The organism is Thermoanaerobacter mathranii subsp. mathranii str. A3, from assembly GCF_000092965.1.
Classification (GTDB): Bacteria; Bacillota; Thermoanaerobacteria; order Thermoanaerobacterales; family Thermoanaerobacteraceae; genus Thermoanaerobacter; species Thermoanaerobacter thermocopriae.
Genome location: NC_014209.1, coordinates 704,479 through 720,240 on the forward strand (window position 1 = coordinate 704,479; position 15,762 = coordinate 720,240).

Genomic DNA, 15,762 nt, shown 5'->3' on the forward strand with positions numbered 1-15,762 from the left:
GATATGGACTTAACCCTTTATGCTATAACAGATAGGTCTTACATAAAGGATATGGATATAGCTGAAGCAGTGGAACTAGCGATAAAAGGCGGTGCAACAGTAATTCAACTGAGAGAAAAAGATATATCAAGTAGGGAATTTTATGAAATTGCACTCAAAGTTAAAGAAGTGACAAAAAGAAATAGAATCCCCCTCATTATAAACGACAGAGTGGATATAGCCTTGGCAGTAAATGCAGATGGAGTTCACGTTGGACAGGAAGATTTGCCGGCAGATGTTGTAAGGAGAATGATAGGTCCTCATAAAATAGTGGGGGTATCAGCAAGCACAGTGGAAGAAGCTTTAAAGGCGCAAAAGGATGGAGCGGATTATTTAGGAGTAGGCGCGGTGTTTAAGACTCCAACAAAGCCGGAAGCAGAAGCTATTGGAATAGAAGGGTTAAAAAAGATAAAAGAGGCTGTTAGTATTCCAGTCGTTGCAATAGGTGGTATAACGAAGGATAATGCTTATGAAGTCATGTTAAAATCAGGAGTAGATGGGATATCCTCAGTTTCAGCTGTATTTTATGGGGATATAGAAAACAATACTAGAAAACTTTTGGAGGTTATAGCAAAAGCGATAAATGATAGGAGGATTTGAAATGAAAAAAGAATTGTTGAAAATTTTAAGGGAGAGAAAACCTTTAGTTCACCATATCACTAATGTAGTTACTGTCAACGATTGTGCTAATATAACATTGGCTATTGGGGCACTGCCAGTCATGGCCCATGCCTTGGAAGAAGTAGAAGAAATGGTAAGTGCAGCAGATGCTTTAGTTTTAAATATAGGCACTCTTACAAATGAACAAGTAGAAGCGATGATAAAGGCAGGAAAGGCCGCAAATAGATTTAAAGTACCAGTTATATTAGACCCTGTTGGAGCGGGAGCTACGAAGCTTAGGACAGAAAGTTCAAGAAAGATATTAGAAGAGGTAAAAATTTCTGTGATAAAGGGAAACAGTGCTGAGATTTCAATACTTGCAGGCAAAGGTGGGAAGATACGTGGTGTAGAGTCTCAAAGCGGAGCAGATGATATTTCTGAAGCTGCAAAAGATTTAGCAAACGCGTACAACGTTGTAGTAGCAGTGTCAGGTGGTACTGACATAATTACTGATGGGAAAAGAATTGCGTATGTGAAAAATGGACATCCTACGATGGGCACTGTTACTGGCACAGGTTGTATGCTTACCTCTGTAGTAGCGAGTTTTTGCGGAGTATGTGAAGATTATTTTGAAGCTACAGTAGAAGCTTTTATAGCTTTTGGAGTAGCAGGTGAAAGAGCCGCTCAAAGCAGCAATGTCAAAGGGCCCGGCAGTTTTAAAGTGACATTTTTTGATGAGATATATAATCTCATGCCGGAGATAATAGAAAAAGATAAGAAGGTGGAGTATGAATAAAATACATCGTATGGTTTTTATGGCACTTATTATTGCTATAGGTACTTTTACCTCTCAATATGTATGGTTTAGTGTAGGTGTTGCCAAAGTTACACCTGTTCAACATGCTATTAATGTTATTTCAGCAGTTTTTTTGGGACCTTGGGGAGCGTTAGAAGTTGCTTTTATTATAGGACTATTGAGGAACATCCTTGGTGTTGGATCGCTTTTGGCATTTCCAGGAGGAATGGTTGGTGCATTCATTGCTGGATATCTTTATAGATTTACACGTAAGTTTTATTTTGCCTCTATAGGAGAAGTTATAGGGACAGGCATTATAGGGGCATTGCTTTCTTATCCTATTGCTAGGTATATACTGGGAAATTCAGGCGCGGCTTTTATGTTTGTCATTCCATTTTCGCTTTCCAGTACAATAGGCTCGATTATAGGATATGTAGTAGTATTGATTTTAGCAAAATACAAAAAATTGAATTATTCCAATTGAATATATACTGCCCCACTGACTAAATGGATTGTTAGTAAATTTAGCTTATGGAATTGATTATACAAAATTTCGAAAATATAAATATTATACTGTAACACAAACTTGTTTAAAAGAAAGGAGAAGATTTATGATTGATGAAGTTGTAAAAGTCTTGAACGACGTAAAAAGAAAAATGCCACTTATACATGTCATCACAAATTATGTTGTGATGAATGATAATGCAAACGCACTTTTGAGTTTTGGAGCATCACCTGCAATGGTAATGTCGCCAGAAGAGGCATATGATTTTACTGCGATTTCAAATGCTCTGTATGTAAATATAGGCTCAATAAATAATGAAATAAAGCAGGCTATAATAAATTCGGTTTCCTCTGCATCAGTACATAAAATACCTGTTATCCTTGACCCGGTAGGATGTGCAGCGATAAAGAGTAGAATTGATTTTGTAAAAATGCTATTAAAACTTGGAAGTATCAGCATTATTAAGGGGAACGGTGGAGAAATAAAAGCACTTTCAGGCGAAAATGCAAATGTTAAGGGTGTAGATTCACTTGATGATAATGGTGTTATGGAGGCATGTATAAAACTTGCACAAAAAACAAATACAGTAGTAGTTTCAACTGGCAAAGAAGATTATATAAGTGATGGCAAAAAAGTAGTAATAGTAAAAAATGGTACACCATTGTTTACCAAAATAACTGGTGCAGGTTGTACTCTTGGAGCTATAATGTCAGCAACATCTGCAGTAAGCGATGATAAAATTATAGCTGCCCTTACAGCACTTTTAGCTGTTAATATAGCAGGTGAACTAGCAGAGAAGGAAAGTAACCTGCCTGGTACTTTTAGAGCTAAGTTTATAAATAATCTTTACATCATCAACCCAGATATAATAAAAAAACATGCTAAGTTTGAAGTTTTGAAGGTGTAGATTATAAAGAAAATAAAGATTTTTTTAAAGTCGTTGAAGAAATACAAATTGTTCAACAGCCTAATATTTTTAATTTAAATCTATATGCTCTCCCGTATCTAAATAAATTACCCATTCACATACATTAGTAGCATGATCAGCAATTCTCTCAAGATAACGAGCTACAAACAAAAGCTGACTCGCCTGGTCGATGTTTCTTGGGTCTTCCATCATATAAGTTAATGGTTCCATAAATACTTGTTTGTAAAGGGCATCTACTATATCATCTTTTTCACCAATCGTCCTTGCAAGGTCTAAATCCTGGCGAACGTAAGAATCCAATGACATTTTTACCATTTCTCTTACGATTTCAGCCATTCTAGGAATATCTATCAATGGCTTTATATATTTTTGATGAGCAATCCTCAAAGTAGTTTTTGCTATATCTACTGCATAGTCTGCCATTCTTTCTAAGTCTGTAACAATTTTGAGCCCTGTCAAAACTATTCTCAAATCCCTTGCGATTGGCTGCTGGGTTACAATAATCTTTGCACATTTATTGTCAATTTCTACTTCCATTTTGTCTATTCTGTCGTCATCATCTATGACCTTTTGAGCCAATTCTGTATCATGGTTTACTAAAGAAGTAATGGCATTCGCTATCATTTCTTCTACAAGGCTACCCATTTTTAATATGTCATAATGAAGTCCCTCTAATTCTTTTTCAAAATGAGTGCGATTCACCCTTTCACCTCCTTTAATCGAATTTTCCAGTGATGTAGTCTTCCATCCTCTAGTCTTGCTACAACCAGATGGCCTTATAAGAACTAAAATGCCATTTTCTTACGTAGATAAAATAATGATTAATTATAAAAGCATAAAATATTAAAAAATGAAACAAAGGCATATTCATACAAATGAAACGCCTTTGTTTCATTGCAAGAATGGGTACCATTAGTGATAGTATATGCCTTCTCTGACCCCCCTTTAACCCCCAAGATAAGCTTCTTTTACCTGCGGGTTTTCCGCCAGCTGCCGGGCGGGGCCAGATAAGACAATTTTTCCTGTTTCTAATACATAGCCTTTATGAGCAATAGAAAGAGCCATATGTGCATTTTGTTCCACTAAAAGAATAGTAGTTCCTTGCTCGTTTAGTTCTTTAATGATCGCAAAAATCTCTTTAACCAACAGAGGAGCTAAGCCCATTGAAGGTTCATCTAAAAGCATAAGCCTAGGTGCTGACATTAATGCTCGTCCCATCGCTAACATTTGTTGTTCTCCGCCAGATAAAGAGCCGGCCAGTTGTCCCTTTCTTTCTGCAAGCCGCGGAAACCGTTCAAAAACCCTGCTAAGCCTGCGTTTAAATTCTGCTTTATCTTTTAAAAGATAAGCACCTAATTCCAAGTTTTCCAATACTGACATGTTAGCAAAAACCCGTCGGCCCTCAGGCACCTGGCTTATGCCCATTTTTACGATGTCATGAGCAGTTTTACCAGTAATATCCTTACCTTCAAAAATTATTTTTCCTGATTTAGGCTTGACCAATCCGCAAATTGTATTTAAAGTAGTGCTTTTCCCCGCACCATTTGCCCCGATTAAGGTTACTATTTCTCCTTCGTTTACGGTAAGCGATATTCCTTTTAAAGCATGAATGGCCCCGTAAAACACATTTAACTCTTCAATTCTTAATACTTCCTTCTCGCTCATAGTTACGCCCCCTCTCCTAAATATGCTTCAATAACCCGAGGGTTGTTTTTAATTTCTTCAGGCGTCCCGTGAGCAATATTAACTCCATAGTCCAAAACGTAAATCTGCTCGCAAATGTTCATTACTAAATGCATATCGTGCTCAATGAGCAAAATAGTCACGTTAAACTTACTCCGGATAAAGCCAATTAATTCCATTAACTCCGTCGTTTCTCGAGGATTCATGCCTGCTGCTGGTTCGTCTAAAAGTAATAATGAAGGGTGAGTAGCCAACGCCCGGGCAATTTCTAATCGACGCTGTTCTCCGTAAGGTAAGTTTTTGGCCTTTTCTTCTGCCTTATGAGCTAAGTTCATGATTTTTAATAGCTCGTAAGCTTCATCCCGCATTTCCTTTTCTCCTTGGTAAAACTTCCCAACACGGAATATAGCATGCATCATATTATATGGAACATGCAAGTGCCTGGCAATTAAAACATTCTCCAAGACCGAAAGTTCGCCAAACAAACGAATGTTTTGGAAAGTACGGGTTATGCCTTTAGCAGCAATTTGGTAAGGCTTTAACCCTACTATGCTTTCGCCTTTAAAGATTATGTCACCTGTGGTTGGAAGGTAAATCCCGGTTAAAAGGTTAAAAACCGTCGTTTTACCTGCACCGTTTGGTCCGATTAACCCAACTAAATCTCCTTCATTTAAGGTAAGATTTAAATCCTGAACTGCTTTTAATCCTCCAAAACTAATCCCCAGGCTATGCGTCTGCAGAATGGCTGCCATGACTAACACCTCTCTTTCTCTGCAAAAGCTTAAAGGATAACTCATGGGTTCCAAGAAGTCCCTGGGGTCTAAATAACATTACCAAGATTAAGATTATGGCATAAATTATAAGCCGCAGTTCTGCTAAACTCTGTAAAAATGTAGAAATTAACGTCAATACAATTGCCGCTACTACTGAACCGGTGAGGCTCCCCTGACCTCCTAAAACTACCATCACAAGTATATCAAAGGATTTTAAAAAGTTAAAAGCATTTGGTTCAATAAAGGTAATATAATGAGCAAGGAGTGCTCCGCCAATTCCAGCAAAAAATGAACCCATAGTGAAAGCTATAACTTTATATTTTGTAGTATTTATTCCCATGGCTTCCGACGCAATTTCATTTTCTCGGACTGAAATACACGCCCTACCATGGCTGGATTGAATAAAGTTTTTGATAACTAAAACTGTAACCAGCATGCACCCAAAAGCCCACAGCCAATTAGTCCTCTGTGGTATCCCCATTAAACCGTAAGCTCCGCCTAAATAATCAATATTTGTTATTACCCCCCGGATTATTTCAGCCAGTCCTAAAGTAGCAATAGCCAAGTAATCACCTCTTAACCGCAAGGTAGGTATGCCAATTATAATACCGCCAATACCAGCCACTATTGCTCCAACTAACAAGGATACAATAAAAGGAGCATTAAAATTTAAAGACATAATAGCCGAGGCATAAGCACCTAATGCCATAAATCCCGCATGGCCAATAGAAAATTGTCCTGTAAAACCAACCACTAGATTTAAACTTACGGCAAGAATAATATTGATTGCGATAATAATTAAGTTTAACATCACAAAAGGACTAATGATTTCTGCTGAATACAAAACCTGAACTCCTACCATAAGCACTACTAGCAACAACGTTACTGCAAGATTTTCCTTTGTAAACCAATTTTTCAGCATTCTGTATCACCTACACTTTCTCCCGAACGTTTTTCCCAAATAAGCCAGAAGGTTTAACTAATAGGATAATAATCAAAATCACAAAAGCCACAGGATCCCGATATAAAGAACTGCCGTACCCACTTACTAAGGACTCAGTAATCCCTAAAATAAAGCCTCCGGCCATTGCTCCAGGTATAATTCCTATTCCTCCTAAAACCGCTGAAACAAAGGCTTTTAAACCAAACATAATTCCCATTAAGGGAAATACTTTATTGTAATATATCCCTACCAGTACCCCTGCTGCCGCAGCTAAAGCTGAACCAAGAGCAAAGGTGATGGATATTGTCGTATCCACATTTATTCCCATTAAACGAGCAGCTTGCATATCATAAGAAACTGCCCGCATTGCTTTTCCAATTTTCGTATTATGAACTATATACTGTAGTAAAATCATTAAGATAACCGTGACCGCAATAATTAAAATTTCCTGATTTGATATGGTAACCTTTCCGCCAAGCAATGTATACGAAGCATGCTTAAAAACTTCCGGAAATGCTCGAGGCTGTGGTCCCAGGAAAAACATCGTGGTATATTCTAAAAAAAGGGAAACACCTATTGCAGTAATTAAAATTACAATTTTAGGCGAGTTTCTTAAAGGACGATATGCCAATCTTTCGATAATAATGCCTAAAATAGCACACACAATCATGGAAAAAATTAACGCTGGAACAAATGACATTTTTAAAACCAACGTCGCATATAGTCCTGCGAAGGCACCAAGCATGTAAACATCACCGTGGGCAAAATTGATGAGTTTTATAATACCATAAACCATAGTGTATCCTAAAGCAATTAAAGCGTAAATACTTCCTACTGATATTCCATTTATTAACTGCTGGATAAATTCATTCATCTTATCTACCCCTACCTTAATTAAATTCATTTTCTTAAGGGGAGGAATATTCTCCCCCCTTTAATCTTTTAAGGATTTACGTAAGCCTTATAGATTTGCTTACCGTCTTTGTATTCCAAAATCACCAAGCCTTTAACAGCATTGTGATTTTCATCTATGGAGATTTTGGCAGTAACTCCTTCTACATCCTTGGTGGTCATTAAAGCTTCTTTGATTTTTTCGGGTGTAGCTTCACCAGCCCGTTTAATGGCATCAACTAAAGCAAGTACCGTATCATAACCTACTGCAGCCATTGCATCCGGCTCGCTGCCGTATTTTTCCTTATACTTTTTAACAAAGTCCTGAACTTTTGGATCAGGCATTAAAGACGAATAGTGATTGGTAATAAAGGTGTTATTAAGCGCAGCAGCACCTGCAATTTCAACAAGCTTTGGCGAATCCCAGCCATCACCACCGCCCATAGGAACATTAATACCAAGCTCCCGTGCTTGCTTTACAATTTGCCCCACTTGCTCGTAATAACCAGGTACATAAATAAATTCAGGCTTTAAATTTTTAATCTTGGTTAATACCGCGCGAAAATCCTGATCTTGAGTAGTGTAGTTTTCATCAGCTAAGATTTCGCCACCGCCAGCTTTGAAAGCTTCTACAAAAAACTTAGCCAAACCCACCGAGTAAGGAGCTGTATTATCTTTTAAAACAGCAACTTTTTTAAGCTTTAATTCATTTAAAACGAACTTCGCCATTGCCGTTCCCTGAAAAGGGTCTATAAAGCAAGTCCGGAAAATATACTCCCTTACTTTGCCTGTTTTAGGATCTACTGTAACATCAGGGTTAGTTGCCGAAGGCGAGATCACAGGAACTTTATTAGTTTCGGCAATGTTAACATAAGAGAGGGTATTGCCAGAAGTCATCGAACCAATAATAGCAACTACTTTATCTTGGGTAATTAACCGAGTCGCAACCGAAGCGGCTTCTGTATTATCGGACTTATTGTCATACTTGACTATTTCAATCTTTTTTCCAAGAACTCCACCAGCGTTATTAATTTCATCTACTGCTAACATAATTCCATTTAAGCCTGATTGACCCAATGTGGCAACATTTCCCGACAGCTCTAAGTTTGCTCCAATTTTTATAACATCGTTATTCTCAGACTTACTTCCACACGCCGAAGCAAATAAAAGTAAAAACGATAATAAACCTGCCGCTACTCTCCTCACAATGCCTTTACGCACGGCTTACCATCCTCCTTTAAAATTTTCTGTTTTTTAAAAATAATCTTCCATTTTTGCTATAAGCACATAACCTGTCCTGCTACACCCCTCTCCTTTTTAAAAGGGTGCAAATACACTGCAGATTCTGCTGACTATTATAATCATTTTAAAAACATATCTATGATTTTCTCATTTTTCTTTATTTTTCTTAAAATATTCAGTATACACTAGGTGCATCCTATTAGTAACCATTTTCACCTCCTTGTGATCCTTTTTTCAAATTTGAATTAATTTGTGGTATAATAAAAATGATCTGCATATTTTAAAAAGGTTTTTTAGGGGATAACATTTGGTATAAAGTTTGATGGAAATTTAAATTTGATGGCTGATAATTAAAAAGGCAAAGGCACCTTTTTTCTAAAGGCGCCTTTGCCTCCTTTTCTATTTACTTCCTGCATTAATTATACTTGCTTTTCTTTGTTTTGTCAATATGCAAAAAGAAAAAATGATTAGGAGTATTTTAGGTGAGACAAATAACTTTTTAGTTACATTTTCCGATATAAAGTGGAATACAATATGGTGCAAAAATTGAAAAGTAGTCAAAATGAAGTAAAAGTGGCATTGACGCGATTAAAATATACTCCAGAGTATATGGATGAGTACGACGAAAGTATAGATGGTAAAATAGCCGGTGTGATTGGTAATATTATGACAAGTAAAATTTTTATTGTGTTTTTAAGAAAAAAGAGTATAATAATATTTCGGAAAATAGAAGTCTTGAGTAATTTTCGGAAAATATAGAAAAACATTTTTATACTAGATACTAAGGTAACTACGAAATTGTGTTAATTGGAGGTATTAACTGATGAATGTTGCTCTTCCAAAAAAGATTCTGGTTGTAGAAGACAGTAAACTTAACGCACAAATAACAGCAGATATTCTAGACAAATACGGATATAAGGCGGAAATAGTTACATCCGGCGAAGAGGCTGTTGAAAAAGCAACAAATGATTTAGAAAACCCGGATTTAATTCTCATGGACATAGAACTTAAAGGAACAATCGATGGGATAGATGCAGCAAGAATAATTCAGCAGCATAAAGATATCCCAATTCTATTTCTTACTGCCAATGCCAGTAAAGAAATAATGGAAAAAATAAAGGCAGTTTCAGCTTACGGGTATGTTCTTAAAGGTGTAGATGAGTATGTACTCATATCTCAAATAGAAATGGCTTTTAAGCTCTATGAGGCCAAAATACAGATGAAAAAGAGAGAAGAGTTGTTCCACAGCATGTTTGAAAGCCATAATGTAGTGATGCTACTTATTGAACCAGAATCAGGACGCATCATTTATGCCAACAAAGCTGCCTGTCATTTCTACGGTTATTCTAAAGATACCATGCTGTAGATGGACATAGAAGCTTTTGGGGGCGTTTCTACCATAGATGATGGTCGGAAATGGTCGGAAGTTTTAAAGAAGGGCTGTAATCCCTGCATTTGCTTCCAGCGGTTAGCTAACGGAGAAGAGAGATTAGTAGAAGTATATTCATCCCCTGTAGATTATCAAGGAAAAACATTGATGCATCTGATTATATTTGACATCACCGAACAATGGAAAGCAAAGAGAGAGCTTGAATTTTATAAAAATCTTTTTGAAGACTCGCTCAATGAAATTTACATATTTCATCCGGAGACGCTGAAGTTCATTGCGGTGAACCGGGGAGCAAGGGAAAATTTGGGATATACTGAAGAAGAGCTTAAAGAAATGACTCCTGTTGACTTAAAGCCAGAGTTTACCGTACAAAGCTTTAAAGAACTTCTTGAGCCTCTTGCTAAAGGTGAGCAACAGCAAATTATCTTTAACACAGTACACCGCAGGAAAGAGGGTTCTCTCTATCCTGTAGAAGTTCACTTGGAACTTGTAGAACTTGGAGTAGAAAAAGTATATACAGAACTTGTGATTGATATAACAGAGCGTAGAAAAATGGAAAAAGAATTGAAGGAAAGGAATGAGATTTTAAATGATATAATGGAATCTGCAGGAGATGCCATTATCATGATTGATGACAATGGAAACGTAACTTTTTGGAACCCTGCAGCGGAGCGTATACTTGGATATTCGAAAGAAGAAATAATTGGGAAGGAGCTACATGCATTTGTAATACAAGAGGAACGACTGTACGAAGTATATAGAGAAGCATTTAAAAGATTCCGCTTAAGTGGTAAAGGAAATGCTGTGGGTAGAATGATTGAAATGAAAGCAAGACACAAAAACGGCTATGAAATTGATGTAGAGCTTTCACTTTCTGCCGTCAGAATTAAAGATGCATGGCATGCAATAGGGATTATTCGTGATATAAGTGAGCGCAAGAGATTTGAAGAATTACTTTACCGCCAATCTATTACCGATCCCCTTACAAATATTTATAACCGGCGTTTTTTCATGCAAATGCTGGAGCAGGAAATAGAACGAGTAAAACGAAATAGAAAGCCTTTTTCGATTATTATGTTTGATTTAGATCATTTCAAGAGGATAAATGACCGCTTTGGTCATGCGGTGGGAGATACGGTTCTTAAAAATGTTGCTAACACAGTAAAAAGAAGGGCACGGAAAACAGATTATTTCGCACGCTGGGGAGGAGAAGAATTTATAATCCTCCTGCCCGAAACTTCTTTGAATAATGCAGTTGATCTGGCTGAAGAGCTTAGAAAACAGATAAGCAGCATAGAACTGGAACAAATAGGGGATGTGACAGCAAGCTTTGGTGTAACTGAATATAGGGATACTGATACCATTGATACAGTTCTTTTACGAGCAGATAATATGCTTTATGAAGCAAAAAGAGCGGGAAGAAACTGTGTAAAAAGCGAGTAACACTAATCTGAAACACTTTACAGAAAGGGGGATAGAGAGTGAGGCTTGTAAGCCAGCCTCAATAAAAGAGCTATGGTAGAGAGAAAAAACAGTAAGAGCATTCTAATAGTAGATGACTCTAGATTAATACGGCTTATTGTTAAAGATATATTAGGGGTAGAAGGATATGATGTTGAAACAGCAGCCACTGCTGAAGAAGCAATATTGAAAGTAAAAAATAAAAAAGAATTGTTTGATTTAGTAATTGTAGACATAAATCTGCCGAATCAAAACGGTTTTGAATTTATACGGAAACTAAAATCGCAAGCGGAATACAAAAATATTCCAGTGATGATATTAAGTGGAGATGCTACAGCACCTTCGATTAGACGGGCAATAGAAGTTGGTGCAGTAGAATATCTCATTAAGCCCTTCAAAGCAGCTGAGCTTTTAAAACGTGTAGTAAAACTAATAGGATATGTTGAAGAAGGAGATCACTATCCGGAGCTTAAAGAGCTGCTAAGAAAAGAAATAAACCGCGCCAAAAGAAGCAATGTAAATCTCTCTTTAGTTCTGGCGCAATGCGAGGAAAAAGCCAAAATTGGGATCTCAAAAATAGCAGACCAGGTAAAGAACAAACTTCGTGACATAGATACAGTATTTGAGGTTGATAAAATACTTTGGCTTTAATTCTTCCTATTACAGGAGCTAATGGCACAGCGGTCGTAATAAAAAAACTTAAAGATAAATTGCCGGGGAAATGGTATTTTGGCATAAGTATATATCCCGATAACGGGAAAAATGAAGGAGAGCTAATTAATTTTGCAAAAGAAAGCGTGATGAAGGAAATATCGAATTCAGTTCAAGAAAGGGAAGAAGCAAAAGAAAAATAAAGTTATTTAGGTAGCCATTAAGAACTTTGCTTGTTTGTAGTATATTAGAAGCGCTCTTGACATATTAAAAAAACTTTGATAAAATGGCCTTGCGTGGACTTTTAATCAGCTGATGATGGTTAGAGTCCCTAATGGCACACCAATTTTAATATGCGGGCATGGCGGAATTGGCAGACGCGCCAGACTTAGGATCTGGTGGGGTTTCCCGTGGGGGTTCAAGTCCCTTTGCCCGCACCAGTAAAAATTTCGAGGAATAATATATTTTTGAAAGAAATAATGCAGTAAGCATTATTTTTTTTTGTATAAAATTTACAATAACTTGTGTTTGATTCACCGTTTTTTTATGTTATAATATTATAAGTTTAGAAGACCTTATACCAAAGAAAGAGAATAGGAGGATTTATTTAATGGGTGTGAGTCTTAAAAAATTAGAGAAAAGTGTTGCCACGATTGAACTTACAATTCCAAGTGAAAAATTTGAAGAGGGATTAAATTTTGCTTTTAAGAAAAACGCATCTAAATTTAATGTACCTGGTTTTAGAAGAGGAAAGGCTCCGAGAGTAATCGTAGAAAGATATTATGGCGAAGGAGTCCTTTATGAAGATGCTGTAGAATATGTTTTTGATGAGGCGTATAATGAGGCTCTTAAAACGTTTAATTTGCAACCTGTTGATTACCCACATATCCATATTTTACAAATTGGTAAAGGGAAAGATTTAATTTTAGAGGCAACAGTGCCTGTAATGCCTGAAGTAGAGTTAGGCGAATATAAAGGCATAGAAATTGAAAAAATAGAGTATGATGTGTACGACGGGGATGTAGAATACGAATTAGAAAAATTAAGACAGCAAAATGCGAGGATTGTGCCTGTAGAAGGAAGAGCGGCTGAGAGAGGAGATATTGCTGTAATAGACTTTGAAGGATTTATTGATGACAAGCCTTTTGAAGGCGGTAAAGCCGAAAATTACCAATTAGAATTAGGTAGTAATACTTTTATTCCAGGGTTTGAAGACCAAATAATAGGACACAATGTAAATGAGAATTTTAATGTAAATGTTACTTTCCCTGAAGATTATAGAGTGGAAGAATTAAGAGGCAAATCTGCCGCTTTTAAAGTTACCCTCAAGGCGTTAAATAAAAAAGAATTACCTGAGTTAGACGATGAATTTGCAAAAGATGTAAGCGAATTTGAAACAATAGATGAATTAAAAGCTGATATAAGGAAAAAATTAGAAGAAAGAAATAGGCAACAAGCAGAAAATGAAATGAAAGAGAAAGCAGTAATGAAAGTTGTAGAAAACGCAAAAGTTGATATACCAGATGTTATGGTGGAAAGACAGATAGACGCTTCTTTGAGGGAGTTAGATTACAATTTGAGATATCAGGGATTAGATTTAGACAGGTATTTATCAATTACAGGGAAGACATTAGAAGATCTAAGAAAAGAAATGTGGGAGGGAGCTCTAAACAGAGTAAAAACTCAGCTTGTCATAGACAAAATAGCTAAAATTGAAAATATTGAAGCTACAGAGGAGGAATTAGAAAATAAATTAAAAGAGATGGCAGCGAATTACAGAATAAATTTGGAAGAATTCAAGAAAAGTCTTACTGAAAGCCAGATAAACAGCATAAAAGAAGATATAGCTTATTATAAGACGATTGACTTTATTTTTAGTCAGTGTAAAATAATAAGTAAAGAGGAGTGATGATTATGAGCCTTGTACCGATTGTTGTAGAGCAGACTAATAGAGGCGAACGTTCCTACGATATATTTTCACGTTTGCTAAAGGACAGGATTGTCTTTTTAGGAGAAGAAATAAATGATACTACAGCAAGTTTGGTTATTGCACAGCTTTTGTTCTTGGAAGCTGAAGACCCTGACAAAGACATCTGGCTTTATATAAATAGCCCAGGAGGTTCAATAACTGCAGGTTTTGCCATTTATGATACTATGCAGTATATAAAGCCGGATGTAGTAACTTTATGTGTCGGAATGGCGGCATCCATGGCTGCATTTTTATTAGCAGCAGGTGCGAAAGGAAAAAGATTTGCACTTCCTAATAGCGAAATAATGATACATCAGCCTTTAGGAGGAATGCATGGTCAAGCCACTGACATTAAGATTCACGCGGAAAGGATATTAAAGTTAAGAGATAAGTTAGATAGAATACTTGCAGAAAATACGGGGCAGCCTATTGAAAAGATAAAGGCGGATACTGAAAGGGACTTCTTCATGGATGCGGAGGATGCAAAAGCTTATGGCATTATAGACGAGGTTCTTATCAGGAATAAAAGATGATGCCCCTAAAGAGGTGAAATTATGGCCAAATATGATAACCAAAAACAACTAAAATGTTCCTTTTGCGGGAAAACACAGGACCAGGTAAAAAGGCTAGTTGCAGGACCTGGTGTGTATATTTGCGATGAGTGTATCGAACTTTGCCAAGAAATCATAAATGAAGAATTTGAAGAAGACATGGATATGGGAATGGGAGAACTTCCCAAGCCAAAAGAAATAAAAGAATTTCTTGACCAATATGTAATTGGGCAGGAAAAAGCTAAAAAGGCATTAGCTGTTGCTGTTTACAACCACTACAAGAGAATTAATAGCAGGCTAAAACCAGATGATGTAGAACTTCAAAAGAGCAATATTTTGCTTTTAGGTCCAACAGGTTCTGGCAAGACCTTATTGGCTCAGACACTGGCGAAACTTTTAAACGTTCCTTTTGCGATAGCTGATGCAACTTCTCTAACTGAAGCTGGGTATGTAGGTGAAGATGTAGAGAATATACTCTTAAAGCTTATACAAGCAGCAGATTATGACATAGAAAAAGCGGAAAAAGGTATAATTTACATTGACGAAATAGATAAAATAGCAAGAAAGTCAGAAAATCCTTCTATTACTCGTGATGTCTCAGGAGAAGGCGTACAGCAGGCCTTATTAAAAATTTTAGAAGGAACCATTGCAAATGTGCCGCCACAAGGTGGGAGAAAACATCCTCACCAAGAGTTTATACAAATTGATACCACTAATATATTGTTTATATGTGGTGGTGCTTTTGAAGGCCTAGAAAAAATAATAGAGTCGAGAATTGGGAAAAAGACTCTGGGATTTGGCTCTGATGTGCAAAGCAGAAAAGAGAAGAATATTGGTGAAATTTTAAGCCATATAATGCCTGAGGACCTTCTAAAATTTGGTATGATACCCGAATTTATAGGAAGGGTTCCTATAGTAGTTACGTTGGATCCTTTGGATAAGGAAGACTTAGTGAGAATATTGACAGAGCCTAAAAATGCTTTAGTAAAGCAATATGAAAAGTTGTTTGAATTAGATGGCGTAAAACTGGAGTTTGACAAAAAAGCTTTAAATCTTATAGCAGATAAGGCATTAGAAAGGAAAACAGGCGCAAGAGGCTTAAGAGCTATTTTAGAAGAGATAATGCTGGACGTAATGTATGAGATACCTTCTAGTGAGAATATAGAAAAATGCATTATTACTGAAGAGACGGTATTAAAGAAAGCTCCACCGACATTGGTTTACTCAGATGCTCAAAAAGCTAAAAAGAAAATAAAAAAGACAGAATCTGTTTCGTAATGAAATTTTTACATTAATCCCCCTTTTCCTTCGCATACTAAAAAAGTGAAGGGAAAGGGGGG

Annotated in this window: 16 protein-coding genes, 1 tRNA gene and 1 pseudogene; 12 read left to right on the plus strand and 6 right to left on the minus strand. The window is 36.6% G+C overall.

The window, feature by feature from the left end; translation table 11 throughout:
- Window positions 1-3: 3 nt before the first annotated feature.
- The 4 genes from thiE (at window position 4) to thiM (TMATH_RS03395) (ending at window position 2,847) form a co-directional block, all read left to right on the plus strand.
- Window positions 4-639, plus strand: coding sequence for a thiamine phosphate synthase (thiE, locus tag TMATH_RS03380; RefSeq protein ID WP_013149979.1), 636 nt, complete (start codon window positions 4-6; stop codon window positions 637-639).
- 1 nt (window position 640) lies between these two features.
- Complete coding sequence (thiM, locus tag TMATH_RS03385) at window positions 641-1,435, plus strand: hydroxyethylthiazole kinase (protein WP_013149980.1); 795 nt, start codon at window positions 641-643, stop codon at window positions 1,433-1,435.
- Window positions 1,428-1,919 carry an energy coupling factor transporter S component ThiW gene (thiW, locus tag TMATH_RS03390; RefSeq protein WP_013149981.1) on the plus strand — a complete coding sequence of 164 codons (492 nt, stop codon included), beginning with the start codon at window positions 1,428-1,430 and terminating at the stop codon, window positions 1,917-1,919. The genes thiM (TMATH_RS03385) and thiW overlap by 8 nt, the downstream gene beginning before the upstream one ends.
- A 127-nt stretch (window positions 1,920-2,046) precedes the next feature.
- Window positions 2,047-2,847: a hydroxyethylthiazole kinase gene (gene thiM / locus TMATH_RS03395; protein ID WP_013149982.1), complete on the plus strand. Its 801-nt coding sequence runs from the start codon at window positions 2,047-2,049 to the stop codon at window positions 2,845-2,847.
- A gap of 69 nt (window positions 2,848-2,916) precedes the next feature.
- Here thiM (TMATH_RS03395) and phoU read toward each other — a convergent pair whose 3' ends face one another.
- From phoU to TMATH_RS03425, 6 genes are all read right to left on the minus strand, one after another.
- The gene (gene phoU, locus TMATH_RS03400; protein ID WP_013149983.1) at window positions 2,917-3,570 is read right to left on the minus strand and encodes a phosphate signaling complex protein PhoU; all 654 of its coding nucleotides are present in this window, start codon (window positions 3,568-3,570) and stop codon (window positions 2,917-2,919) included.
- Between the two features lie 243 nt (window positions 3,571-3,813).
- Window positions 3,814-4,533, minus strand: coding sequence for an ABC transporter ATP-binding protein (locus TMATH_RS03405; protein ID WP_013149984.1), 720 nt, complete (start codon window positions 4,531-4,533; stop codon window positions 3,814-3,816).
- 2 nt (window positions 4,534-4,535) lie between these two features.
- Window positions 4,536-5,303: an ABC transporter ATP-binding protein gene (locus TMATH_RS03410; protein ID WP_013149985.1), complete on the minus strand. Its 768-nt coding sequence runs from the start codon at window positions 5,301-5,303 to the stop codon at window positions 4,536-4,538.
- Entirely contained in the window at window positions 5,278-6,246 is a 969-nt protein-coding gene (locus TMATH_RS03415) for a branched-chain amino acid ABC transporter permease (RefSeq protein WP_013149986.1), read from the minus strand. Before TMATH_RS03415 ends, TMATH_RS03410 begins: the two co-directional genes overlap by 26 nt.
- 10 nt (window positions 6,247-6,256) lie before the next feature.
- Window positions 6,257-7,141, minus strand: coding sequence for a branched-chain amino acid ABC transporter permease (locus TMATH_RS03420; RefSeq protein WP_041591693.1), 885 nt, complete (start codon window positions 7,139-7,141; stop codon window positions 6,257-6,259).
- Window positions 7,142-7,209: 68 nt separating this feature from the next.
- Window positions 7,210-8,379 (minus strand): ABC transporter substrate-binding protein, encoded by a 1,170-nt coding sequence (locus tag TMATH_RS03425; protein WP_013149988.1) that lies wholly within the window; start codon window positions 8,377-8,379, stop codon window positions 7,210-7,212.
- A 555-nt stretch (window positions 8,380-8,934) separates the two neighbouring features.
- On the opposite strand from TMATH_RS03425, the gene TMATH_RS03430 reads away from it, so the two are divergent.
- The 8 genes and pseudogenes from TMATH_RS03430 (at window position 8,935) to clpX (ending at window position 15,700) form a co-directional block, all read left to right on the plus strand.
- Window positions 8,935-9,159, plus strand: coding sequence for a hypothetical protein (locus tag TMATH_RS03430; protein ID WP_013149989.1), 225 nt, complete (start codon window positions 8,935-8,937; stop codon window positions 9,157-9,159).
- Between the two features lie 64 nt (window positions 9,160-9,223).
- Window positions 9,224-11,233, plus strand: a pseudogene (locus TMATH_RS03435) (PAS domain S-box protein).
- 72 nt (window positions 11,234-11,305) lie between these two features.
- The gene (locus TMATH_RS03440) at window positions 11,306-11,902 is read left to right on the plus strand and encodes a response regulator (RefSeq protein ID WP_232192611.1); all 597 of its coding nucleotides are present in this window, start codon (window positions 11,306-11,308) and stop codon (window positions 11,900-11,902) included.
- A complete protein-coding gene (locus TMATH_RS12150; protein WP_232192612.1) occupies window positions 11,893-12,105 on the plus strand; it encodes a hypothetical protein in 213 nt (70 codons plus the stop codon). Before TMATH_RS03440 ends, TMATH_RS12150 begins: the two co-directional genes overlap by 10 nt.
- Window positions 12,106-12,257: 152 nt before the next feature.
- A tRNA-Leu gene (locus tag TMATH_RS03445) sits at window positions 12,258-12,342 on the plus strand.
- A gap of 170 nt (window positions 12,343-12,512) precedes the next feature.
- A complete protein-coding gene (gene tig, locus TMATH_RS03450) occupies window positions 12,513-13,811 on the plus strand; it encodes a trigger factor (RefSeq protein ID WP_013149990.1) in 1,299 nt (432 codons plus the stop codon).
- A 5-nt stretch (window positions 13,812-13,816) separates the two neighbouring features.
- Window positions 13,817-14,404, plus strand: coding sequence for an ATP-dependent Clp endopeptidase proteolytic subunit ClpP (clpP, locus tag TMATH_RS03455; RefSeq protein ID WP_012994730.1), 588 nt, complete (start codon window positions 13,817-13,819; stop codon window positions 14,402-14,404).
- A 21-nt stretch (window positions 14,405-14,425) separates the two neighbouring features.
- Window positions 14,426-15,700 carry an ATP-dependent Clp protease ATP-binding subunit ClpX gene (gene clpX / locus TMATH_RS03460; RefSeq protein WP_013149991.1) on the plus strand — a complete coding sequence of 425 codons (1,275 nt, stop codon included), beginning with the start codon at window positions 14,426-14,428 and terminating at the stop codon, window positions 15,698-15,700.
- Window positions 15,701-15,762: the final 62 nt, after the last annotated feature.